Annotated in this window: 27 protein-coding genes; 26 read left to right on the forward strand and 1 reads right to left on the reverse strand. The window is 61.3% G+C overall.

Translation table 11 applies throughout. The features are described from left to right. Position 1 precedes the first annotated feature (1 nt). The 6 genes from rplC to ACTQZK_RS07620 all read left to right on the forward strand — a co-directional run bounded on the left by rplC (position 2) and on the right by ACTQZK_RS07620 (position 8,022). Positions 2–622 (forward strand): 50S ribosomal protein L3, encoded by a 621-nt coding sequence (rplC, locus tag ACTQZK_RS07595; protein WP_114567126.1) that lies wholly within the window; start codon positions 2–4, stop codon positions 620–622. 31 nt (positions 623–653) lie between these two features. After that, positions 654–1,277: a 50S ribosomal protein L4 gene (gene rplD, locus ACTQZK_RS07600; RefSeq protein ID WP_114567127.1), complete on the forward strand. Its 624-nt coding sequence runs from the start codon at positions 654–656 to the stop codon at positions 1,275–1,277. Then, positions 1,277–1,561: a 50S ribosomal protein L23 gene (gene rplW / locus ACTQZK_RS07605; protein WP_114567128.1), complete on the forward strand. Its 285-nt coding sequence runs from the start codon at positions 1,277–1,279 to the stop codon at positions 1,559–1,561. The genes rplD and rplW overlap by 1 nt, the downstream gene beginning before the upstream one ends. A 903-nt stretch (positions 1,562–2,464) precedes the next feature. Further along, positions 2,465–3,166 (forward strand): ABC transporter ATP-binding protein, encoded by a 702-nt coding sequence (locus tag ACTQZK_RS07610; RefSeq protein WP_216529467.1) that lies wholly within the window; start codon positions 2,465–2,467, stop codon positions 3,164–3,166. Positions 3,167–3,176: 10 nt separating this feature from the next. After that, complete coding sequence (locus ACTQZK_RS07615; RefSeq protein ID WP_441899199.1) at positions 3,177–6,656, forward strand: FtsX-like permease family protein; 3,480 nt, start codon at positions 3,177–3,179, stop codon at positions 6,654–6,656. 46 nt (positions 6,657–6,702) lie between these two features. Beyond that, positions 6,703–8,022 carry a trigger factor gene (locus ACTQZK_RS07620; protein ID WP_441899201.1) on the forward strand — a complete coding sequence of 440 codons (1,320 nt, stop codon included), beginning with the start codon at positions 6,703–6,705 and terminating at the stop codon, positions 8,020–8,022. A 145-nt stretch (positions 8,023–8,167) separates the two neighbouring features. On the opposite strand, the gene ACTQZK_RS07625 is transcribed toward ACTQZK_RS07620, so the two are convergent. Further along, entirely contained in the window at positions 8,168–10,120 is a 1,953-nt protein-coding gene (locus ACTQZK_RS07625; protein ID WP_225749429.1) for a putative bifunctional diguanylate cyclase/phosphodiesterase, read from the reverse strand. Positions 10,121–11,007: 887 nt separating this feature from the next. Between ACTQZK_RS07625 and rplB the strand changes: the two genes are divergently transcribed. The 20 genes from rplB (at position 11,008) to ACTQZK_RS07725 (ending at position 23,524) form a co-directional block, all read left to right on the forward strand. Then, complete coding sequence (rplB, locus tag ACTQZK_RS07630; RefSeq protein WP_216529463.1) at positions 11,008–11,838, forward strand: 50S ribosomal protein L2; 831 nt, start codon at positions 11,008–11,010, stop codon at positions 11,836–11,838. Between the two features lie 22 nt (positions 11,839–11,860). Beyond that, positions 11,861–12,136 carry a 30S ribosomal protein S19 gene (gene rpsS, locus ACTQZK_RS07635; protein ID WP_114567134.1) on the forward strand — a complete coding sequence of 92 codons (276 nt, stop codon included), beginning with the start codon at positions 11,861–11,863 and terminating at the stop codon, positions 12,134–12,136. Between the two features lie 12 nt (positions 12,137–12,148). Further along, entirely contained in the window at positions 12,149–12,490 is a 342-nt protein-coding gene (gene rplV / locus ACTQZK_RS07640) for a 50S ribosomal protein L22 (protein ID WP_114567135.1), read from the forward strand. A gap of 5 nt (positions 12,491–12,495) precedes the next feature. Next, entirely contained in the window at positions 12,496–13,209 is a 714-nt protein-coding gene (gene rpsC, locus ACTQZK_RS07645; RefSeq protein ID WP_114567136.1) for a 30S ribosomal protein S3, read from the forward strand. Then, on the forward strand, positions 13,210–13,632 hold the full coding sequence (rplP, locus tag ACTQZK_RS07650) for a 50S ribosomal protein L16 (RefSeq protein WP_114567137.1): 423 nt from the start codon (positions 13,210–13,212) through the stop codon (positions 13,630–13,632). Beyond that, a complete protein-coding gene (gene rpmC, locus ACTQZK_RS07655) occupies positions 13,633–13,827 on the forward strand; it encodes a 50S ribosomal protein L29 (protein WP_080803034.1) in 195 nt (64 codons plus the stop codon). A gap of 28 nt (positions 13,828–13,855) precedes the next feature. After that, entirely contained in the window at positions 13,856–14,116 is a 261-nt protein-coding gene (gene rpsQ, locus ACTQZK_RS07660; RefSeq protein ID WP_114567138.1) for a 30S ribosomal protein S17, read from the forward strand. Positions 14,117–14,168: 52 nt separating this feature from the next. Then, on the forward strand, positions 14,169–14,537 hold the full coding sequence (rplN, locus tag ACTQZK_RS07665) for a 50S ribosomal protein L14 (RefSeq protein ID WP_114567139.1): 369 nt from the start codon (positions 14,169–14,171) through the stop codon (positions 14,535–14,537). 14 nt (positions 14,538–14,551) lie between these two features. Further along, a complete protein-coding gene (gene rplX / locus ACTQZK_RS07670) occupies positions 14,552–14,872 on the forward strand; it encodes a 50S ribosomal protein L24 (RefSeq protein WP_114567140.1) in 321 nt (106 codons plus the stop codon). 123 nt (positions 14,873–14,995) lie between these two features. Next, the gene (rplE, locus tag ACTQZK_RS07675) at positions 14,996–15,547 is read left to right on the forward strand and encodes a 50S ribosomal protein L5 (RefSeq protein ID WP_114567141.1); all 552 of its coding nucleotides are present in this window, start codon (positions 14,996–14,998) and stop codon (positions 15,545–15,547) included. Between the two features lie 109 nt (positions 15,548–15,656). After that, positions 15,657–15,842: a type Z 30S ribosomal protein S14 gene (locus ACTQZK_RS07680; RefSeq protein WP_009306343.1), complete on the forward strand. Its 186-nt coding sequence runs from the start codon at positions 15,657–15,659 to the stop codon at positions 15,840–15,842. A 107-nt stretch (positions 15,843–15,949) separates the two neighbouring features. Continuing rightward, complete coding sequence (gene rpsH / locus ACTQZK_RS07685) at positions 15,950–16,348, forward strand: 30S ribosomal protein S8 (RefSeq protein WP_114567142.1); 399 nt, start codon at positions 15,950–15,952, stop codon at positions 16,346–16,348. A gap of 16 nt (positions 16,349–16,364) precedes the next feature. Next, positions 16,365–16,904 carry a 50S ribosomal protein L6 gene (rplF, locus tag ACTQZK_RS07690; protein ID WP_114567143.1) on the forward strand — a complete coding sequence of 180 codons (540 nt, stop codon included), beginning with the start codon at positions 16,365–16,367 and terminating at the stop codon, positions 16,902–16,904. A gap of 32 nt (positions 16,905–16,936) precedes the next feature. After that, complete coding sequence (gene rplR / locus ACTQZK_RS07695) at positions 16,937–17,305, forward strand: 50S ribosomal protein L18 (RefSeq protein ID WP_114567144.1); 369 nt, start codon at positions 16,937–16,939, stop codon at positions 17,303–17,305. Positions 17,306–17,321: 16 nt separating this feature from the next. Next, positions 17,322–17,849 (forward strand): 30S ribosomal protein S5, encoded by a 528-nt coding sequence (gene rpsE / locus ACTQZK_RS07700; protein WP_114567145.1) that lies wholly within the window; start codon positions 17,322–17,324, stop codon positions 17,847–17,849. Beyond that, positions 17,849–18,040: a 50S ribosomal protein L30 gene (gene rpmD, locus ACTQZK_RS07705; RefSeq protein WP_114567146.1), complete on the forward strand. Its 192-nt coding sequence runs from the start codon at positions 17,849–17,851 to the stop codon at positions 18,038–18,040. Before rpsE ends, rpmD begins: the two co-directional genes overlap by 1 nt. A 204-nt stretch (positions 18,041–18,244) precedes the next feature. After that, the gene (rplO, locus tag ACTQZK_RS07710) at positions 18,245–18,694 is read left to right on the forward strand and encodes a 50S ribosomal protein L15 (RefSeq protein WP_114567147.1); all 450 of its coding nucleotides are present in this window, start codon (positions 18,245–18,247) and stop codon (positions 18,692–18,694) included. After that, on the forward strand, positions 18,688–19,968 hold the full coding sequence (secY, locus tag ACTQZK_RS07715; RefSeq protein WP_114567148.1) for a preprotein translocase subunit SecY: 1,281 nt from the start codon (positions 18,688–18,690) through the stop codon (positions 19,966–19,968). Before rplO ends, secY begins: the two co-directional genes overlap by 7 nt. 663 nt (positions 19,969–20,631) lie before the next feature. Then, on the forward strand, positions 20,632–21,258 hold the full coding sequence (locus tag ACTQZK_RS07720; RefSeq protein WP_114567149.1) for an adenylate kinase: 627 nt from the start codon (positions 20,632–20,634) through the stop codon (positions 21,256–21,258). Positions 21,259–21,391: 133 nt separating this feature from the next. Further along, positions 21,392–23,524 carry a cytochrome C oxidase Cbb3 gene (locus tag ACTQZK_RS07725; protein WP_225749428.1) on the forward strand — a complete coding sequence of 711 codons (2,133 nt, stop codon included), beginning with the start codon at positions 21,392–21,394 and terminating at the stop codon, positions 23,522–23,524. The last annotated feature ends 60 nt before the right edge of the window (positions 23,525–23,584 follow it).

Consider the following 23,584-nt stretch of genomic DNA (forward strand, 5'->3'; position numbering starts at 1 on the left):
TATGATCAACGCCATCTATGGTAAGAAAATCGGCATGACCCAGATCTTCGGCGAGGACGACCGCGTCATCCCCGTGACCGTGATCCAGGCTGAGCCGAACAAGGTGTGCCAGGTGAAGACGAAGGACAGCGACGGCTACGAAGCTGTGCAGCTGGGCTTCGGCACCATCAAGGAGAAGAAGGTCAACAAGCCTATGGCTGGCCACTTCGCCAAGCAGGGCACGGAGCCTACGCGCTACCTGCGCGAGGTTCGCGTCGAGAACGCCGGCGAGTACAAGGTGGGCGACGAGCAGACGGTTGCCGCTTTCGCCGAGACGAAGAAGGTCGACGTCACGGGTACGTCCAAGGGTAAGGGCTTCGCCGGCGTTATGAAGCGCTGGGGCTTCCGCGGCGGTCCGGGCGGCCATGGTGCTCACTTCCATCGCGCTCCGGGTTCGGTCGGCCAGTGCGCTACGCCGTCCCGCGTGTTCAAGGGGCTCAAGCTCCCGGGTCACATGGGCGTCGACACCGTCACCGTGCGGAACCTCGAAGTGGTGCGCATCGACGAGGAGCAGAACCTGATCCTCGTGAAGGGTGCCATCCCCGGCAGCAAGAACGGCATCGTTCGCGTCCGCATGGCGTAGAGCGCGAATTGAAATAAGGAGCTTGAACAACATGACGACTATCGACATCAAAGACGCGAAGGGGAACAAGGCCGGTTCTGCCGACCTGGCCCCCTCCGTGTTCGGCATCGAGCCGAACGTGCCCGTCATGCACCAGGTTGTGCGCGCTCAGCGTGCGTCCTGGCGCCAGGGTACGCATGACACGAAGACCCGTGGCGAGGTCCGCGGCGGCGGCAAGAAGCCGTGGCGCCAGAAGGGCACCGGTCGCGCCCGTCAGGGTACCATCCGCGCTCCTCAGTGGGCTGGCGGCGGTACCGTGTTCGGTCCGCATCCCCGCAGCTACGCCTTCCGCGTGAACAACAAGGAGGTCAAGCTGGCGATGCGTTCTGCGCTGTCCGCCAAGCTGGCCGACGGCGAGCTGCACGTGATCGACGGCTTCAACTTCGAGAAGCCCTGCACCAAGGACGCCGTTGCCATCCTGAAGGCCTTCGGGCTTGAGGGTCGCACGACCATCGTGATCTCCGATGACGACGTGAACGCCTACCTGTCGTTCCGCAACATCCCCACGGTGAACATCCTGCCTGTTGGCGCTGCTAACACGTACGAGATCATCGACAACAAGGCGATCGTGTTCACGGCTGCCGCTCTGAAGCGCATCGAGGAGGTGCTTGCATAATGAAGGATCCCCGCGAGGTTATCATCCGCCCCGTTATCACGGAGCACAGCTACGACCAGATGGAGAAGAACACCTACACGTTCGAGGTGGCCAAGGACTCCAACAAGGTCGAGATCCGTCAGGCCATCGAGGCTATCTTCGACGTGACGGTGGTCAAGGTGAACACCCTGAACGTGAAGTCGAAGCCGAAGCGCGTGCGTTACCAGCTTGGTAAGACCCGCACGTGGAAGAAGGCCATGGTTACGCTCAAGGAAGGCGACACCATCGAGCTGTTCGCTTCGTAGACTAGTCGTTAAGCAACTTAAAGACTAGCGCATCGAACGAACGTCGAGCTGTTCGCTTCCTAAGCCGTTTCACCATACGGTTTGCCGAAAGCGCCCCGCACACGCGGGGCGCTTTTTTAGATGCGAGGGACAGGGCGGCCGCCGCCTTGGTGATCCCGGTCGGGCGGCACGAGCGAAAGATACGGCGGCCTGGATCTTTTCGATCCCGGCCGGGCGGCGCGCTTCGCGCCCGCATCGTGAGTTGCTTTCGGGCGACGCCCGGCGCCGACGATGTCCGACGTTGATGTCGGCGGCTCGGCTTCTGGCTTCCTGAGCGCTCTGCGGTTCCCTTGTTCGGGGCGTTCGTCTGCTCGAGGGGAGGCGTGCGCACGAAAAACCGCCTTCGCTGGCAGGTTTTGACGGTTTGAGGTGGTCGAATCCGCTCGGATGCATGCCTGCGGAAGGACGCCGCAACAGCTCGACGCTGTGACCAGGTAAAACGAAAAGCGCGCAAAGCGACGGCTCGACCAGGGTCTGATCCAACGACCTCAAACCGTTAAAACCTGCCAGCGAAGGCGGTTTTTCGTGCGCTAGCGTGCTTGTGGGGGTGCAGTCCCGACGGCAGGACGTGCGCTGTTGGCTTGCCGATCGGGTTGCCTGCGCCGCTACGCGCCTGCCCCTCCCTTCCCGCATTTCGCCTGCGCCCGTCCTGCCGCCTGGACAGCGTCGCTAGCGCCCGTCCGCACCTTGCGCCTCGACATGCCACCTGCTCCGGCTCTTCTACTTGCCCGCCCGCGCTGCGCGCAGGGCGCGCAGGGTGCCGTGTGGTTGTCGAATTGGTTCGGAAGCGCGCCCGCAGCTGGTACGGGCAGGGTCGTTGGTGTATCGTGAGGGTCCGGAACAATCGCAAGGGAAGGGGCCGCCGTGGCATTCGTTGAGTTTCGCGATGTGCGCAAGGTGTACCGCATGGGCGAGGTCGAAGTGGCTGCCGTCGACGGCATGACCTTCGACATCGAACGCGGTGAGCTTGTGGTGGTGGTCGGTCCTTCCGGCGCCGGTAAGACGACGCTTTTGAACATGCTCGGTGGCATGGACGGGTGCTCGTCGGGCACCATCATGCTGGACGGCCGCGAGATCAGCGCCTTCTCCGAAAAGGAACTCACGTACTATCGGCGTTACGACATCGGCTTCGTGTTCCAATTCTACAACCTGGTGCAAAACCTGACGGCACTTGAAAACGTGGAGCTTGCTAGCCAGATTTGCAAGGATCCGCTTGACGCGGCTACGGTGCTTGCGCAGGTGGGGCTGGGGCATCGATTGGACAACTTTCCGGCGCAGCTTTCCGGTGGCGAACAGCAGCGCGTGGCCATCGCGCGCGCCCTGGCGAAGAACCCGAAGCTGCTTTTGTGCGACGAGCCCACGGGGGCGCTCGACTATCAAACGGGCAAGGCTATTCTGAGGCTGCTGCAGGACACGTGCTACAACACCGGCAAAACCGTTGTGCTCATCACACATAACTCGGCGTTCACCAGCATCGCTGATCGCGTCATCCATATCCGCGAGGGTCGCGTAGCCAGCGCGCAGGTGAACGAATCGCCCGTATCCGCCGAATGCCTCGAGTGGTAGTCGGTTCGTTATGAAAAGCGCGTTCGCTAAAGAAACGGTTCGCTCGATCACCCATTCGCTCGGGCGCTTTTTGGCCATTGCGGCAATCGTGGCCTTAGGGACGGGGTTCTACGCCGGCCTTCGCATGACGGCTCCGGACATGAAGCTGGCTGCCGACGAGTTCTTCGACGGCACGGCGTTGATGGACGTGCGCGTTCTCTCGACGCTGGGCCTCACTGATGCCGACATCGCCGCGTTGCGCCAGGTGGACGGCGTGGAGTCCGTCATGCCCGCGTACGAAACCGACGTCATGGTTCGCGTTGGCGACGAGCAATACGCTACGCGCGTGCATTCGCTGCCTGCGTCCGCGTCCGAAAGCGACACGTCCGACGGCGTGCATGCGCGCTCTGACGATCCCGACTACCTCAACCGTCCCATCCTGGTGGAGGGCTCGTGGCCGGAACGCGCGGGCGAGTGCGTGCTGTCGGCAAACCTTGTGGTGAACTCGGGCGTGCGCGTCGGCGATACCGTTACCGTTGTCGAGGGCGTTCAAAACATGGACGAGACTTTGGCAACGCGTACGTACAAAGTGGTCGGACTCGTGAACGCTCCGTACTACGCCACGTCGTCGAGCATGGGCTCGACCACGCTGGGAACCGGCTCCATTCAGCAGTTCATGTACGTTCCGGAAAGCGATTTCTCGGCGGACCTCCCCTTTACGGAAGCGTTCGTCACCGTAAAGGGCGCTGCGGACGAGCGTGCCTCGAGCAAGGCGTACGACGCGTGCGTGACCGCGGTGGAGGATCGCATCAAGGAGATAGCCCCCGAGCGCGAGCAGGCGCGCGTGGACGGCCTGAAGGAGGAAGCTCAGAAGCAGCTCGATCAGAAGCGCGCGGAATACGAATCGCAGAAGACGGAGGCGCAATCGCAGCTTGACCAGGCGAAGCAGCAACTCGACGACGCAGCTGCGACCATCGCCCAAAGCGAGCAGCAGCTTGCCGACGGTCAGGCCGAGTACGATCGCGGCGCAGCGCAGCTTGCCGAGCAGCAAGAGCGCGCGCGGCAGCAGCTTTCGAGCGCCGAGCAGCAGATAGCCGACGGTCAAGCGCAGGTCGACGAAGCTCGCCCGCGCATCGAGGCGGCGTCTGCGCAGCTGCAGGATGCATGGGCCCAGTGGCAGCAGGGCGCGGATGCGCTGGCTGATGCGCGCGCCCGGTGGCAGCAGCAGTCCGACGCGCTCGATGCGGGCGTGCGGCAAGCGGAGCAGTCGATCGCCGACCTGAACGCTCGCATAGCTTCTCTGGAAGAGCAGCTGCAGACCGTAACCGATCCGAGCGAAATCGAGAAGCTTCAGGCTGAAAAGGCGGCCGCCCAGACGGCGCTTGCAAGCGCCCAGGCTGCGCTCGACGCCCTGAACGCGCAGAAGCCCGCGCTCGATCAGGCGCGCGAGCAGCTTGAGGCGCAGCAGCGCCAGGTCGATGCCGCGCAATCGGTCCTTGCGGAGCAGCAGGCATCTTTCGACCAGCAAAAAGCGCAGTTCGACGCAAGCGTGCAGCAGCTCGATCAGGCGCGTTCGGAGCTGTCGGCCGCTCGCGCGCAGGCGGACGCCCAGATAGCCGCTGCGCAGCGGCAGCTTGAGGCGGCTGCCGCCCAGCTGGAAAGCGGTCGCAGCCAGCTTGAGCAGGGCAAGGCCGACTACCAGAGCGGCCTTGCCGAGTACGAGCGCCAGGAAACCGAGGCGAACGACAAGCTGGCCGATGCCGAGCGTCAGCTGAACAAGGCCCAAAAGCAGATCGACGACCTGGCTGCTCCCGAGTGGATGGTCATGGACCGCGACGCGAACTACGGCGTCGCCAGCTTCGAAGCCGACGCGGATCGCGTGGACAGCATCGCGCAGGTGTTCCCTTTCATCTTCTTCTTGGTGGCCGCGCTGGTGGCCCTTACCACCATGACGCGCATGGTGGAGGAGGAGCGCGCGCTGATCGGCACGTTCAAGGCGCTGGGGTACCGGCGAGGGCGGATCGCGGGGAAGTACCTGGTCTATGCGGCGGTGGCCAGCGGCGCGGGCAGCCTCGTGGGCGTCGTGGTGCTGTCGCAGGTGCTACCGGCGGTCATCATGAGGGCTTACGGCATCATCTACTTCGTGCCCAACCTGCCGTTCCCGCTTCCGATCGATCCCTTCTTCGCGCTGCTGTCCGCCGGCATGGGCGTTGGGGTCACGTTGGCGGCCACGCTGGCGGCTGCAGCTGCAACGCTGCGCGAGCGCCCCGCTTTGCTCATGTTGCCGCGCGCTCCGAAGGCCGGCAAGCGCATCCTGCTTGAACGGGCGACTCCGCTGTGGAAGCGCCTTTCGTTTACGTGGAAGGTGACGTTCCGCAACCTTTTCCGCTACAAGAAACGCTTCATCATGACGGTGATCGGTATTGCGGGATGCACGGCGCTCCTGTTGACGGGTCTGGGCTTGTCCGATGCCATCAACGACATCATCGACAAGCAGTTTCGCGATCTGACCAAGTACAACGTGACCATCACGCTCGATGACGACGCGTCGAAGGAAAGCCGCCAGACCGTAGACGCCGTGCTGGACGATTCGCGCTTGGCAAGCGGGCACACTGCGGTGGACCGCCAAAACCTGTTGGCAAGCGGGCCCGGTAAGTCCGACGCGCACATAGAGCTGGTAGTCCCTCAAGATCCGGGCTCGTTCCGGCAGTTCTTCGATCTGCGCACGCGCGTGGGCCATCATCCGGTCGAGCTTGCCGACGACGGCTTGCTGCTGGCCGAGAAGCTGGCGGGCGAACTGGGGGTTTCGGTGGGCGATACGGTCACGCTGACCGAGCAGGACGCCATCGGCAACGCTACCAACACGTCGTACGAGGCTACGGTTACCGGCGTGGTGGAAAACTACGTGTACAACTACGCGTTCATGGGCCCGAAGCTCTACGAGCGCCTGACGGGGGAGGCCCCTGCGTTCTCGACGGTTCTGACCATCGCGTCCACGGATTCTTCGGCGCGCGCGGACCTGGTTGAAACGCTGCAAGCGACCGACGGCGTGAAGACGGTGGCCAGCAACGACGAGACCATCGACGCGTACCACGACATGCTCTCGAGCGTGAACATGATCGTCGTGGTGCTGGTGGTGGCCGCCGCCGCGTTGGCGTTCATCGTGCTGTACAACCTCACGAACATCAACATCACCGAGCGCATGCGCGAAATCGCCACGCTCAAAGTGCTCGGATTCACCCCGCGCGAAATGAACGCCTACATCTTCCGCGAGACGTTTTTGCTGGCCGCCATCGGCTGCGCGGTCGGCTTGGTGCTCGGCGTGTGGATGGAGGGCTTCGTTGTGGTGACGGCCGAGGTGGACCAGGTGATGTTCGGGCGCACCATCCATGCGCTGAGCTTCTTGTGGGCGTTTTTGCTCACCATGCTGTTCACGTTGCTGGTCATGCTGGCTATGCGCGGCAAACTAGCCCGCATCGACATGGTCGAAAGCCTCAAGTCCAACGAGTAATGCGCTACAATAACCCATTGACGATCGCTACAGAAGGGGACCCCTTATGAAGGTAACTGAGAAGAAGCTCGAAGACGGGCTTATCCTGCTCGACGCCGTTGTTTCCACGGCGGAAGTGAGCCATGCGCTTACCATGGCCCAGTACGGTTTCGCCCAGCAGATGGGGATTCAGGCTCAGCCGGGCAAGCCGGTGGCGCAGGCCGTCGAGGAGCAGATGGGCATCAAGGGTCTTGACGCTATCGTGCAGCAGCAGGCTATCGAGTATCTGGTGCCGTTCGCGATCGACAAGCGCAACATCATGCCGGCGTATCCGCCCCAGCCGAAAGCAAAAGAGCCGCTCAAGCGGGGCCAGACGTTCTCGTTCGAGCTGCGCGTTGCTCCTAAGCCGGAGTACGAGCTGACCTCGTACGATCAGGTGACCATCACCGTTCCGCCGCTGGAAGTTCCCGAATCCGAAGTTGACGCGCAGATTGCGCAGATGGCCGAGAGCTACGCGGAGTTCGTGACCGACGAGCCCCATCCCGTAGGCGCCGGCGACAGCATGATGCTGGCGCTCGAGGCGTTCCAGGGCGGCGAGCGCATAGAGAACCTGTCGACCGACGGCCGCACGTACCTGATGGGGATGGGCTTGATGCCCGAGGCGTTCGAGAGCAACCTCATGGGCATGGAGGTGGGGGAGACCAAGTCGTTCTCGTTCGAATTCCCCACCGGCGTAGGCGAGCAGGTCGAGACGATGGACTGCACGGTGACGATCAAAGAGATCCAGAAAAAGATCGTGCCGGAGATCGACGACGCATGGGTGGAGAAGAACATGCCCATGTACCGCAACGCTGCAGCTTTGCGCGGTGGCATCGCCGATCGCATTCACGCCGATTACATGGCGCAGTACGAAGGGTTCAAGATGCAGATGGCCGCGGCAGAGCTGGGCAAGCGCTTCCAAGGCCGCATCGCCGACGAAGTGTACGAGTCCATGCGATCCACGCTCATGTCCAACCTGCGCGGCCAGCTTCAGCAGCAGGGCATTCCGCTTGACCAGTTCGTGGAAAGCCAGGGCGGCGAGCAGCAGTTCGGCATGATGACCATGATGCAGACGCGCGAAATGCTCGTGCAGGGTTACGCTCTTGACGCTTTGTTCCGCCATGAAAAGATGACGCTGACCGACGAGGACATCGAGGCGGCTTGCCGTCAGATGAACCCGCAGAATCCGAAGGCCGCCCGCCGCGAAATGGAGGAGAGCGGTCGCGGCTTCGCTCTGCGTGAGGCTGCTGAGCGCATGAAGGCCAATCGCTGGCTTCTCGAGCACGCTATCGTGAACGTGGAGCAGCCGGCCGCCGCACAGCCGGCCCCTGCAGCCGACGCGGAATAGCGGCTGCGTCCGGCAGGCCCATCCAAGCGGTTTCGAGGCCCCCGATCTCCGAAGGGAAATCGGGGGCTCTTGCTGTCGGCGTGCCTGTTGCTTCGTTGCCTTGCCGTTCTGCCGTCTTGCGGTTCTGCGGATTGCTGCTTTGCCGTCAGGCGCCCTTGTCGTGCTTTGCGATGATGGCTGCAGCTTCGCTTGGCGGCAGCGGCTTTGAAAGCAGGTAGCCCTGCATGAGCGTGCAGCCGCATTGCCGGAGCATGCTGCGCTGCTCGGCGGTTTCGACGCCTTCGCACAGCACGTACGACCCCGTAGACGTGAAGCAGGCAATAAGATGCTCTAGGAACAAGTGGCCCCGGTCGTCTTCTGCAATGGACTTCAGGATGCTCTTGTCAAGCTTCACCACGTCGAACGGAAGCTCCAGCATCAGCGCGACGTTCGAGTATCCGGTACCGAAATCGTCCAGGTAAAACTTCACTCCCTGCTCGTTCATGGTGTTCATGAACGAGCGTACGGTATCCGGGTTCGCAGCGATGGCGCTCTCGGTTATCTCGATGCGCAGAAACGAGGGAGGTATGCCATGCTTTCGCACGATGGCGAGCACGGTTTCCGCCAAGTCGTTTTGGATGAACTGCACGGCCGAGAAATTGACCGAAACGCCTCGCATCGACGTGTTCGGATGGGCGGCGCGATACGATGCGGCGAACGCGCATGCTTCTTCAAGCACGATTTCCGTCAAACTTGCGATGAGCCCGGTTTGCTCGGCAATGGAGATGAACTCGTTGGGCGGAATGGCCCCCAGCTTCTCGTCGTTGAGCCGGCATAGCACTTCGGCCATGACGAACTCTTCCGTACGCTCGAACCAAATGGGCTGGATCTGCGTTGACAGGCTTCTTTCGGCGATAGCCTTGCGCAAGGCGTCCGCAATGGCGCTGCGGCGATGTATCTCGTCGATCATCTCGGGGGTGCACATGCAGGGCGTTCCCGGCTCGAGCGCTTTGGCGCGGGCTACGGCGTATTCGAGCGCTGCGCTTACATCCTGCGGATTGTCGGCGATGTCGGGGTGGGAAACGACTCCCATGACGAACCCGATCGAATACGACTGAGCCCCTATGCTCCAGGTTCTGCAAAGGCTTTGACGCAGCTGCTCGACAACGTCCGACGCCGCCTCGGATGCATCGCGATCCTTGCAGGCGCGTTCGTCGAACACGAAAGCGAACTGGTCGCCGCTGTATCGGTACAGGCTGGCGCATCCTTTGATGGCGGACAAAAAGCTCGCGAATTCCTGCAGGAAGCGATCTCCGTTCTCGTTGCCGAATCGGTCGTTGATGAACTTGAAGTTCGAGATCGACACCAGCACGACCGTGAATCCCTGGCCTCGGTCGTGGAGAAACGACACCATGGACAAGAACTCTTGACGGTTCGGTATGCCGGTGAGCAGGTCCACCGAAAGCCGTTTGTTCTGCAGGTACAGGTAGATGATCAAAAGCGCGCAGGCCGCTGCCGCGCCGGACAGCAGGTGCTGCGGAAACATCTGCTGCGCGAACACCACGGCGAATGCCAAGAGGGGAAACGTCGCCAGGATTCGTCGCGCATCCCGACGTATGGAATCGCGGGAAAGGGCTACGACGAACAGGCACGCGGCGCAGTAAAAGTATGCAACCAGGTACGCCACGTAATAGAAGGGTCCTCGATGATAGGCGCCCGTCGCGTCGATCGAGAACAGCCAGCCGGTTGCCGCGCTTGCCGCTACGCAGATCAGATATGCCAGACAAGGCGCGGCGCACAGGGCCAGCGCGGTGCGGTTGAGGGGTCGGGTTTCGTCTATGACGGCCGAAGTGTAGTAAAAGTAGGTGGCAGCCAGAAGGGGCGTGAGCGCGAAATGGGCTGCGGTTGCAAGCCAGGTGACAGCGGCCAGCTCCAAAGGAGCGAACATAATGAGATATGACGAGCACAGGCTGGCAATGCTCGCCGCCATGGTCATCGTCAGGCATGCGTGGAACAAGCGGTTCTTAGGGGATGGGACGCCGTGGCTTCTTCGGGAGTACACCGATATGATGGATACGATGATGAGCGCAACGATCTCGGGCAGGGTGTTCCACGTCATGGGTGGCCGACTTTCTTCGCGGTGGTGCCGGTCGAACGGTAAAGCTCGCTTCAGTCTTCGCAGTATTGTACCCCTTCGCACGGCGAAGAGCGGACGCCTTTGCCGCATGGCGCGGCAAAGGACCCAATGCGCTGCTCGCGGGCTTTTGTGCGCGAATTGCCATAGGTGCCCATTCACCGTTTGCCGCTGCCCGCTGGTTGTCGCGCTTCGTTGCCCGCCCCTGCCGCTCGCTGGCCGCCACACCTCGCCACCCGCCGCACCTCGCTGTCCGCCGCCTGTCACCCGCTGGTGGCCGCACCTCGCCCCCGTCGCATCTCGCCGCTCGCCACCTGCCGCGCTCCGTCGTGTCAAAACGAGCGAGTTTTGCGGCGGTTTTTCGCTTCCGAGCCACCGAACTCGGAGAGGTGTTTTACAAATCACCAGGTCACAAGCTTACATGACCTCTTTATCCTCATTTGAGGACCAGCAAAACTCGTCCGTTTTGACAGCGGGCCCGACAAAGCCTCGGCAGGGGCCCGGCAAAGGCCCCGCCGCAACCCCGCCAGAGCTCTGGCGCAAGTCGCCGCAACTCGCAACCCCGCCGCTCCCGGCAAATCCCACGCTCCGCGAATCGCGCACCGTGCTCCGCTTGCCCTCCTTGTGTTCAGGTTGTGTGCGAGGGGGACCTCGAATGGCCATCAGGAAATACTTCTTGAAACTCCTTTCGATTCTGCGTATAATTCTCGGTTGCGTCTGGTCTTTGATGGATACACCCGGGCGCGTGGCATACCGGAGTCACGGGGGCCCAGCCTCCCCAAGGTTCCCGGAGGCAATCGGAGCCACGAAGAGACAAAGGGTTTTCGGTGTACGGAGAGGCGTGCGAGCGATAACCCGCAGAAAGGAAAGAAATGGGAGTCAAACAGTACAAGCCGACCAGCCCCGGCCGACGCTTCCAGACGGTCTCGGATTTTGCCGAGATCACGACGGACAAGCCGGAGAAGTCCCTGCTTGCGCCTCTGTCTAACAAGGCAGGTCGCAACAACTACGGCCGCATCACCACCCGTCACCAGGGTGGCGGCAACAAGCGCCGTTACCGCATCATCGACTTCAAGCGCAACAAGGACGGCGTGCCCGCGAAGGTCGCTACCATCGAGTACGACCCGAACCGCTCGGCCCGCATCGCTTTGCTGCACTACGTCGACGGCGAGAAGCGTTACATCCTGCACCCGAAGGGGCTGCGCGTGGGCGATATGGTCATGAGCGGCGTTGAGGCTGACATCAAGCCGGGCAACGCTTTGCCGCTGGCCAGCATCCCCGTCGGTACGCTCATCCACGCGGTTGAGCTGCAGCCGGGCAAGGGCGCGGCTATCGCTCGTTCCGCCGGTACCAGCATCCAGCTCATGGGCAAGGAGGGCAACTACGCCATCCTGCGCATGCCTTCCTCCGAAATGCGCCGCGTGCTCATCACCTGCCGCGCAACGGTGGGCGAAGTGGGTAACGCCGAGCACTCGAACATCAAGATCGGCAAGGCCGGCCGCAACCGTTGGAAGGGCATCCGTCCCTCCGTCCGCGGTACCGTCATGAACCCGGTCGACCACCCGCACGGCGGCGGCGAGGGCAAGAACAAGTCCGCTGGTCGTCACCCGGTCACTCCGTGGGGCGTTCCCACGAAGGGCCATCGCACCCGCAATCCCAAGAAGGCTTCGAGCCGCTTGATCATCCGCCGTCGCAAGAAGTAGCGCAAAGCGTTAAGGAGTAATAGTGAGTAGAAGTTTGAAGAAGGGTCCTTTCGTTGAACCGCGCCTTCTCGGTCGTATCGAGGCAATGAACGCGGCGGGCGAGAAGAACGTCATCAAGACCTGGTCGCGCTCGAGCACCATCTTCCCGGACATGGTGGGTCACACCATCGCCGTCCATGATGGCCGCAAGCATGTGCCGGTATACGTTACGGAATCCATGGTCGGCCACAAGCTGGGCGAATTCGCCCCGACCCGCACGTTCAAGGGTCACTCCGCCGACAAGGGCAAGAAGAAATAGAAGGGGTGAACAATGGAAGCTAAAGCTACTGCACGCTACGTCCGCGTTTCGCCCCGTAAGGCGCGCATCGTTATCGATCTGATCCGCGGCAAGTCTGTGCCTGCTGCTCGCGAGATCCTGCTGTTCTCGGACCGCGCTATCGCCGAGGTCGTCGCCAAGGTGCTCGACTCCGCTGTGGCCAACGCCGAGAACCAGCATCACGTGCGTCCCGAGACGCTCGTCGTGAAGACGGCCTTCGCCGACGAAGGCCCCACGTACAAGCGCATTCGTCCGCGCGCTAAGGGTTCCGCGTCGCGCATTCGCAAGCGCACGAGCCACATCACCATCATCGTTGCACCGCGAGAGGAGGCATAAGCCGCATGGGTCAGAAAGTAAGCCCCACCGGGTTCCGCCTTGGCATCACCGAGGAATGGCGTAGCCGCTGGTACGCCGACAAGGATTACGCCAAGAACCTGGAAAACGACTTGGCCATCAGGAAGTTCCTGGACAAGCACCTCGCTCGTGCCGCCGTCTCCAAGGTTGAGATCGAGCGCGCCGGCGACAAGATCAAGATCATCATCACGACCGCTCGTCCGGGCGTTGTGATCGGCAAGAAGGGCGCCGAGATCGATTCTCTGCGCAAGAAGCTGGAGAAGGTTGCCAACGGCCCCGTCAGCATCGAGGTCATCGAGGTCAAGCGCCCCGAGCTCGACGCCGAGCTGATCGCTCAGTCCGTGGCCGAGCAGCTGGTGGGCCGCGTTGCCTTCCGTCGCGCTATGCGCAAGGCTGTTCAGTCCGCCCGCAAGAGCGGCGCCAAGGGCATCCGTATCCAGTGCTCCGGCCGTCTGGGCGGCGCTGAGATGAGCCGTCGCGAGTGGTATCGCGAGGGTCGCGTGCCGCTGCACACGCTGCGTGCCAAGATCGACTACGGTTTCGCCACCGCTGCTACCACGATGGGCTCCATCGGCGTGCAGGTGTGGGTGTACCACGGCGAAGTGATGCCTGGCCAGAAGGCGCCGCAGCCGGCGCTCGAGGGCAGCTCCCGTCCGAGCCGTCCCCGTCGCAACGATCGTAACGATAGGAGGGCGAAGTAAATGCTCGTACCTAAGCGCGTTAAGCACCGCAAGGTGCAGCGTGGCTCCATGAAGGGCCAGGCCAAGGGCGGTACCCGCCTGAATCACGGCGAATACGGCATCCAGGCGCTTGAGGCTCATTGGATCACCAACCGCCAGATCGAGGCCGCTCGTATCGCCATGACCCGTCACATGAAGCGTGGCGGTAAGGTTTGGATCACCATCTTCCCGGACAAGCCGATCACGAAGAAGCCGGCTGAAACCCGCATGGGTTCCGGCAAGGGCAACCCCGAGGCGTGGGTCGCGGTCGTTAAGCCCGGCCGCATCATGTTCGAAATCGCCGGCGTCGACGAGGAAACCGCCAAAGAGGCGCTTCGTCTGGCCATCAACAAGTTGCCCATCAAGTGCAAGATTGTTTCCAAGGAAACGGAAGGGCAGGAATAAATGAAAGCAGCAGAGATCCGTGAGCTGTCTGCCGACGATTTGCAGGCGAAACTCAAGGAAGCGCGCGCGGAGCTTTTCAACCTGCGCTTCCAGATGGCTACGAGCCAGCTTGACAACACCGCCCGCGTGAAGCAGGTCAAAAAGGACATCGCACGCATTCAGACCGAAATGCGCGCCCGCGAGCTGAACGCTTAGGCTTGTCGGTAAGGAAGGTTGGATATACATGAGCGAAGATCGCAACTCCCGTAAGGTCCGTCAGGGCGTCGTCGTAAGCGCCGTGAACGACAAGACCTGCGTGGTGCTAGTCAAGGAGCGCAAGCCGCATCCGGTGTACGGCAAGATGATGACGACGACGAAGAAGTTCCACGCCCACGACGAGAACAACGAGGCTGGCGTCGGCGATACCGTCCAGATCATGGAGACCCGTCCGCTGTCTAAGATGAAGCGCTGGCGTCTGGTGAAGATCGTCGAGAAGGCCAAGTAGTCAGGGGCGAATATTCGCTTCAGACTACCGAGATGAAAGTTAGGTTAAAGCAATGATTCAGATGCAAACCATGCTCGCAGTGGCCGACAACTCCGGCGCTCGCAAGGTGCAGTGCATCAAGGTCCTGGGCGGCTCTAAGCGCCGTTACGCAGGACTGGGCGATGTCATCATCTGCAGCGTCAAAGAAGCGGCGCCGAACACCAACGTCAAAAAGGGCGATGTGGTGCGCTGCGTGGTCGTGCGCGTGAAGAAGGAAGTGCGCCGCAACGACGGTAGCTATATCAAGTTCGACCAGAACGCCGCCGTGCTCATCGATACGAACGGTGCCCCCCGCGGCACGCGTATCTTCGGGCCCGTTGCTCGCGAGCTGCGCGACAAGAAGTACATGAAGATCGTGTCCCTGGCACCTGAGACGCTCTAAGGAGGTGTGCGCCAATGAATAGCATGAACATCAAAAAGGGCGATAAGGTGAAGGTCCTGTCCGGCAAGGACAAGGGCAAGGAATCCACGGTTCTTCACGCTCTTCCGCAGAAGCAGCGCGTGGTCGTCGAGAAGGTCGGCGTCGTCAAGAAGGCGCTGCGTCCGACGCAGCAGAACCCCCAGGGCGGTATCGCGTCCGTCGAGGCTCCCATCCACGTGTCGAACGTGATGCTGGTGTGCCCGGCCTGCAAGCAGCCCACCCGCGTGTCCAAGCGTGTCACCGACGAGGGCAAGAAAGTCCGCGTCTGCAAGAAGTGCGGCAAGGATATCGACTAGAATAAGCAACGGAGGAGCCGCGGCGGCAACGCCGGGCCCCTCCGAGGTTATGGCCCCGGCCGAATTCGGCTAGGGACGCAGGGTCGGAAATCCTGCGTTTAATTCATCGAAAGGATTGAAAGCATGACTGCTCCTCGTTTGAAGGAAAAGTACAACACCGAGATCGTTGCCAAGCTCGAGAAAGAGCTGGGCGTCGACAACATCAACAAGGTTCCGCGTCTTGAAAAGATCGTCGTGAACATGGGCGTGGGCGCCGCTGCCGGCGACCACAAGCTGCTCGACTCCGCCATGAACGACATGCGCATCATCACGGGCCAGCAGCCCTGCGTGACGCGTGCCAAGAAGTCCATCGCAGGCTTCCATGTGCGCGAGGGCCAGCCTATCGGTTGCAAGGTCACGCTGCGCGGCGACCGCATGTGGGAGTTCCTGGATCGTCTGCTGGCGACCGCTCTTCCCCGTGTGCGCGACTTCCGCGGCATTTCCCCGACCAGCTTCGACGGTCGCGGCAACTACACGATGGGCATCACCGAGCAGCTGATCTTCCCCGAGATCGACTACGACAAGGTCGACCGTACGCGCGGCATGGACATCACGTTCGTGACCACGGCGGAAGAAAACGATGCTGCCTTCGCGCTGCTCGACGCGCTGGGCTTCCCGTTCAAGGATAAGGAATAACACTCTCGTTGTCCGTCCTAAGGCCGCTGGTTCGGCGGTCTGCGTTGAAACGTGCTCTCGAGCCTTCCGATTAAGCCAGGAAGGCTGGATATAAGAAAGAAGGATTTGCATGGCTAAGAAATCGATGGTCGCCAAGGCCAAGCGCGAGCCGAAGTTCTCGACGCGCCAGCACAATCGCTGCACGCGCTGCGGACGTCCCCGCGCCTACTACCGCAAGTTCGGCCTGTGCCGTGTCTGCTTGCGCGAGCTGGCCAACAAAGGCGAACTGCCCGGCGTGACCAAAGCTTCGTGGTAAGCCACAGGTAAAGGTACGCATGGGTGTGCCACGGTTCAGGCGGAGGCGTTATGGGCGCCGACGAACCGAACCGCTCGGCTCATCACGAACCAAAGGAGAAATCAACTATGACCATGACCGACCCTATCGCAGACATGCTTACGCGCGTGCGTAACGCAAACTCTGCCGGCAAGACGACGGTTTCCATGCCGTCGAGCAAGAAGCTTGTCGAGATCGCCCGCATCATGCAGGAAGAGGGCTATGTCCAGGGCTATGACGTGATCGACGGCGAGCCGCGCGCTACGCTCGAGATCACGCTCAAGTACGGTGACAAGAAGGCCAAGACCATCCGCGGCATCAAGCGCATTTCCAAGCCGGGTCTGCGCATCTACGCCGGCAAGGATGAGCTGCCCCGCGTCCTCGGCGGCCTCGGCACTGCCATCATCTCGACGAGCAACGGCGTGATGACCGACCGCGATGCCCGCAAAAAGGGCATCGGCGGCGAAGTCGTCGCGTACATCTGGTAGGAAAGGGAGGTTTGATATGTCTCGTATCGGCAAACAGCCCGTTACCGTTCCTGCCGGCGTCGAAGTGATCATCGACGGCAACGCCGTGACGGTGAAGGGCCCGAAGGGCGAGCTCGCACGCGAGTTCAGCCCCATGATGACCATCGTTCAGGAAGGCGAGGAGATCATCGTTTCTCGCCCCAACGACAGCCGCGAAGCGAAGAGCCTGCACGGTCTTACGCGTACGCTCGTCTCCAACATGGTGGAGGGCGTTTCGAACGGGTATTCCAAGAAGCTGCAGCTCGTCGGCGTTGGCTACCGTGCCGCGCTCAAGGGCAAGGATCTCGAAATGCAGCTGGGATTCTCCCATCCGGTGCTGGTAGAGGCCCCCGAGAACATCACGTTCGAGGTGCCGAGCCAGACCGAGATCATCGTGTCCGGTATCAGCAAGGAGCAGGTCGGCCAGGTGGCGGCGAACATCCGCAAGTGGCGTAAGCCGGAACCCTACAAGGGCAAGGGCATTCGCTACGAGGGCGAGCACGTCCGCCGCAAGGTTGGCAAGGCTGGCAAGGACTAGGCGCGCGAGCGTAACTGATCGAAGGGATTATCATGAAGAAGCTTCAGAAAAAGCAAGCTGCGCTGGCTCGCCGCCATCGTCGCGTGCGCGGGAAGATCTCCGGCACGCCGGTTCGCCCCCGCCTCTGCGTTACGCGCAGCAACAGCAACATCTACGTGCAGTTCGTCGACGACGTCGCCGGCAAGACCCTGTGCGGCGTTTCCACGCTCGGTCCGGACTTCAAGGCCACGGGCAAGAGCGGCGCGACCGTCGAGGGCGCTGCTGCCCTGGGCGAGATCGCTGGCAAGAAGGCACAGGACGCCGGTATTACGGAGGTCGTGTTCGATCGTGGCGGCAACCTGTATCACGGGCGCATCAAGGCTTTGGCCGATGCTGCTCGCGAAGCAGGCCTGAAATTCTAGAAGGGGTAAATGTCTTATGGCTCGTAACAAACAAGACAACGCCGCGGTCCCCGAGCTCCAGGAGCGCGTCGTCTACATCAACCGCGTGTCCAAGGTCGTCAAGGGTGGCCGCCGCTTCGCGCTGACCGCGCTTGTGGTGGTTGGCGACGGCAACGGTCGCGTCGGCGTGGGCATGGGCAAGTCCCAGGAAGTGCCCATCGCCATCAAGAAGGGCGTCGAGGACGCGAAGAAGAACATGTTCACCGTGCCTCTGACCGCCGAGAAGACGCTTCCGCACGAGATCATCGGCGAGTTCGGCGCTGGTCGCGTGCTCATCAAGCCGGCTACGCCCGGTACCGGCGTTATCGCTGGCGGCGCTGCTCGTGCCGTCATGGAGCTGGCTGGCGTGACCGACGTGCTCACCAAGTCGCTGGGCACTGACAACGTCATGAACGTGGTCAAGGCCACCGCCGAGGGTCTCAAGAACATGGAGAGCCCCCAGGAGGTTGCTGAGCGTCGCGGCCTGTCCGTTGCTCAGATCTACGGCTGGAAGGAGCAGAAATAATGGCAGAAGCTAAGAAGACGCTGCGCATCACGCAGGTCAAGAGCGCCATTGGCTACAAGAAGGATCAGGGTGCCACGCTGCGCGCCCTCGGTCTTGGCAAGATCAACCGCTCGGTCGAGCAGGTGGACAATGATTGCGTCCGCGGCATGATCTTCAAGATCAAGCACCTCGTCGAGGTTGAAGAGATCTAAACTACGGTGCGTCGGCTCTTGGCCGGCGCACTTGCATCCTGCGCGAACAAATCCTCGCGCAGGATGCTCTGCATTGCGCTACAATGCTTGATTGGCGCTTCGGGAGAATACGAGGCGTCAATCAAGCTGTTATTGGAAGTTTGTTGGCGGCGAGCTGCCAACACCGGATGAACGATCCGGAAAAGCGACAGAAGGAGAAACAACATGGAACTCAAAGATCTTAAGCCGGCAGAAGGCTCCCGCAAGGCCCGCAAGCGCGTTGGCCGTGGCCCCGCATCCGGTACCGGCAAGACGTCCGGCCGCGGTATGAACGGTCAGAAGTCCCGTGCCGGCGGCGGCAAGGGCGTTGGCTTCGAGGGTGGCCAGACTCCGCTCGCGCGTCGTCTGCCGAAGCTGCCTGGCTTCAAGAACATCAACCATGTCGAGTACCTGCCCGTCAACGTCAAGCGTCTCGAGGAAGTCTTCGAGGCTGGCGACGTGGTGGACGGCGAGAGCCTGAAGGCCAAAGGCGTTATCAAGCATGCTGACGCGCTGGTGAAGGTTCTGGGCGACGGTGAGATCACGAAGGCCCTGACGATCAAGGTTGACAAGGTGTCTGCTTCCGCCAAGGCGAAGATCGAGGCGGCTGGAGGAAAGGTCGAAGAGCCTTGCTAAGCTCTATCATCGATGCATTCAAGGTACCTGAGCTGCGCAAGAAGATCTTGTTCACGCTCGGCATCCTCGCGCTGTATCGTTTCGGCGCGTATGTGCCGGTGCCTGGTATCCCCTTCAACGAGTTCGCGCATTCGTTCGCTGATTCGGGTGTGTCCATGACCATGCTCGACCTGTTCACCGGAGGCGCGTTGTCGAACTTCTCGGTGTTCTCGTTGGGCATCATGCCTTACATCACTGCATCGATCATCATGCAGTTGATGCAGGGCGTCATTCCTGCCGTAGGGCGTTGGGCGAAGGAGGGCGAGACCGGTCGTCGCAAGATCACGCAGGTCACGCGTTACCTGACGCTGGGCTTGGGCCTGATCAACGCCATCGGCTACCTGCTGCTGTTCAAGTCTCCTCAGTACGGCGTGGTGTTCTCGACCGAGATCCCCGAATTCGTGACCGACATTCTGGTTGTGTTCACGCTTGTGGCGGGTACGGCGTTCATCATGTGGATGGGCGAGCTTATCACGCAGCGCGGCGTGGGCAACGGCATGTCGCTCATCATCTTCGTGAGCATCGTGAGCCGCGTGCCTTCCGCTATCTTCTCGTCGGTGAACCTGTCGGCCGATACGGCCATGGGCATCGCGGTAACGGCGCTTATCGTGCTGGTGGTTCTGGCGTGCATTCCTGCGATTATCTTCGTGGAGCGTGCGCAGCGCCGCATCCCGGTGAACTACGCCAAGCGCGTGCAGGGTCGCAAGATGATGGGCGGACAGTCCACCTACATTCCCTTGAAGGTGAATGCGGCGGGCGTTATCCCGATCATCTTCGCAAGCTGCTTGATCTACTTCCCGGCTCAGCTGGCGGCGCTCTTCAACGTCGAATGGCTGACCATGGTGGCCGACGCCATCTCGTCTGGCTGGGTGAACTGGATCCTGACGGTGCTGCTGATCGTGTTCTTCGCGTATTTCTACACCTCGATGGTGTTCAACCCGGACGAGACGGCCGACAATCTGCGCAAGCAGGGCGGCTTCATTCCGGGCGTGCGTCCCGGTTCCGCTACGGTTACGTACATTAAGAACGTGCTGCATCGCGTGACGTTGCCGGGCGGCATCTTCATCGCGGTCATCGCAGTGGTGCCTACGATTATCTTCCACTTCACGGGCAACACGCTGGTTCAGGCGTTCGGCGGCACGTCGATCCTCATCATGATCGGCGTTGCTCTCGACACTATGAACAAGGTGGAGAGTCAGTTGAAGATGCACAACTACGACGGCTTCTTCAAGTAGTCCGTTCTTGCAAGATAAACGCCCCGGTCAGATGTTTGGCCGGGGCGTTTTTTGTTGCAGCCCCTCTCTCGTGTACGGGGTTTGTACAAGATTTCGATGCACGATGCACGATGCTTGTCGCCCGCTGCAGACAGCTCGCCGCCCGCTGCCAACTGCCGTCGAGTCGCATGCGACCGCCCTGCATGCGACCGCCCTGCATGCAACCGCCCTGCATGCAACCGTCCCGCATGCAACCGCCCCTTGTGCACGAAAAACCGCTCCCGCTGGCAGGTTCTGACGGTTTGAGGTCGCTGCAGTGCGCCCTGCTCGCGCTGCCGTTTTCCCTATTTTCTGTTTTGCCTGGTCACAGCGTTGGGCCGTCGCATCGCACTTCCTCGGGCGTTCGTCTTGTCGGGTCAAACGACCCCAAACCGTCAGAACCTGCCAGCGGGAGCGGTTTTTCGCGCGCAAGCGTCTTGCGGTTCGACCCGCGAGCACCCGAGCTTCAAGAACGCTCGAAGTTTCGCTGGGGCACGGGTGAAAATGCTCGACAGCCCGACGCTGATGACAGGTTGCCAGATTGTTGAGAACCGGCAACCTGTCTTTCTGTTGAAATATGCGCAGCTCTCTAAGCGGTTTGGTACAATACGGCGCATCGATTGTAAGTCGAAAGGAAATCACATCATGAACATCGTGTTGTTGGGCGCGCCGGGCGCTGGCAAGGGAACGCAGGCTGCCAAGCTGGTCGAAGAGTTCGGTACGCCGCACATCTCGACGGGCGACATGCTGCGCGCGGCCGTGAAGGCCGGCACGCCGTTGGGCAAGAAGGCTAAGTCCTACATGGACGCAGGCGACCTGGTGCCCGACGAGGTCATCATCGGTCTGGTGACCGAGCGCTTGCAGGATCCCGATACCGAGAAGGGTTTTATCCTGGACGGTTTCCCGCGCACATCCGCGCAGGCCGTTGCGCTTGACGCCGAGCTTTCCAAGCTGGAGCGCCCGCTTGACGCCGCCCTGCTTATCGACGTCGATTTCGAGGTGATCGTGAAGCGCCTGACCTCGCGTCGCATGTGCCGTGAGTGCGGCTACATCGGTACGGCTACCGACGCTTCCTGCCCGAAGTGCTCCGGCGAGATGTACCAGCGCGATGACGACAACGAGGCTACGGTGCGCAACCGCTTGGATGTGTACGAGAAGTCCACGTCTCCGCTCATCGACTACTACCGCGGCTGCGATCTGCTGGTGTCCATCGACGGCGATCGCGATGCCGATGTCGTCTACGCTGACGTCAAACAGGCGCTCGAACTGTAACATCTGCGCGACTTTCTCGTGGTATTGCCGACGGATGGGGCCTGATCTGCCCCATCCGTTGTTTTTTCCTCTATAATCCTGTCTCATCATGCCAACCGTACGAAGCAACATAGCCTACGCTTACGGCACCTTCATGCGCTCTCATCGAGCGACGGTTCGTCATATAGTGAAAAGCGTGCTGTCCATTCTTGCCATCGCGCTTCTGCTCGAAACGTTTCTGTTCAACATCAACTACTTCACGTCCGCCGGGTACAACACCATCTCGCTGAACGACAAGCTTCAGCTGCGCGAAACCACGGACGACCAGTACCAGATCACCGCCGTGAACAACGTGTTGGAGTTCTCGAACCTCAATACCGAGGTTCACAACATTTGGCTCAACTTCGATTACCGCCAGCCCGCTCAGGAACTGACCGTCAAAATCCAGTTTACCGACGAGGCGCACCATACGTACTTCGATTCGACCGAGTACACGGTGGGCGTTCCCAACGTTGCGGTGTCCACGTTGTCGGATCAGAGCGAATACATCAACTTGAATACCACGGGCCTCGTGGGCAATTTGCGCATTGAAGTTGTGGGGGATGAGGTTCAGTATCCCATCAAGCTATCCGATCTGTGCTTGAACGCGCATCATCCTTTCGATTTCAACACCACGCGCTTCATCATCACTGCGGGGCTGCTGGCTCTTGCATTTGCGTTTCGGCCTCGCTCCGCCATCTACCGCATGCGCATCGTCGACGAGCCGCGCACGTCGAAGGCCGTGATCGTCGCCACCGTGGCCATCGAGATATGTCTGCTCAGCTCATTCCTTTTCCTGGGGTCGAACCTGGTCGGCGTGGCTACCAAGGACTACAACAGCGGTTCGTGGGACGGCGTAAGCCTGGTAAACTCCTTCGAAGTGGGCGGCGACAACGCGCAGCAGTATGCAGAGCTTGCGAAGGCTATGGCGCGCGGTCAGCTGTACCTTGAAGAGGAGCCGCCTCAGTGGCTGCAGGACATGAGCGACCCGTACGACAAGGGCGCGCGCGACGAAGCGCAGAAGGAGACAGGGGAGAAGTACCTCTTCGACGTTGCCTATCATGACGGGCATTACTACGTGTATTTCGGCGTGGTTCCGGTGCTGCTGTTCTATCTGCCGTTCTATTTGCTCACCGGCGCCAACTTCCCAACGGCCATCGGCGTGCTTATTGCGGTGATCGCGTTCGTGCTTGGGTGCTCGGCGCTGCTCGATCGCTTTGCGCGCTACCATTTCAAGCGGGTGAGCTTGGGCTTGTACCTGCTTCTGCAGATTCCCCTGGTTATGTGCTGCGGGGTGCTCTACCTGCTGAAATTCCCGACGTTCTATTCGCTGCCCATCGCGCTGGGCTTGGCGTTCTCGGTATGGGGCCTGTACTTCTGGATGAAGGGGCGCGCGTCTGCTCGTCCGGAGAAATGGTACCTGCTCGGGTCGCTTTGCATGGCGCTGGTGGCTGGCTGCCGACCGCAGCTGCTGGTGCTGTCTTTGCTGGCGTTTCCGTTGTTCTGGCGTCCGTACATCACGAAGCGCCGGTTGTTCTCGCCGCAGGGCGCGCGCGAGTTCGCCTGCCTCATAGGGCCTTACCTGGTGGTGGCTGCCGGTCTGATGGGATACAACTACGCGCGGTTCGGATCGCTCACCGACTTCGGGGCCAACTACAACCTTACCGTGAACGACATGACCAAGCGCGGTTGGAACATCGGTCGTTTGGCGCCGGCGCTGTTCGCGTATTTCCTGCAACCCCCTAGCGTGACGGGCGTGTTTCCGTATCTGCAAGCTGCGCCGTTCGACACCACGTACATGGGGCAAACCATCAAGGAAGCCACGTTCGGCGGCATCCTGGCGTGCCTGCCCGTCTTGTGGGTGCTTCCGTTCGCGAAGCGCATCTTGCAGCTGCGCATCAGCCAGCGCTCGACGCGCACCATAGCGGGCGTGATTATCGTACTGCTTTTCGGCGGCGTCATCGTAGCGGTTGCCGATGCCCAGATGGCGGGCATCCTGCAGCGTTACTTCGCCGACTTCAGCTTCATGTTCTTGGCAGCCGTGGTGCTGCTGGTCTTTATCGTGAACGAGAACCTAACCCCGGGCACCACCACGCAGAACCTGCTTATGAAGGTGCTGTTGACGTTGGTGACCGTTTCGGTTTTGTACAGCGCGCTGCTGTGCTTCGTGCCGGAGACGGGTTGGTACTCCGACGTGTACGATTGGGCGTACCGGAACATCATCGAAACCGCGCAGTTCTGGACCTAGCGTCCAGTGACGGCAAGCGCGACGACGTGGAGCCGTCGCGACCCTATTGTCCGAGAAGGG

This window comes from Paraeggerthella sp. LCP19S3_G8 (assembly GCF_052119225.1).
GTDB lineage: Bacteria > Actinomycetota > Coriobacteriia > Coriobacteriales > Eggerthellaceae > Paraeggerthella > Paraeggerthella hominis.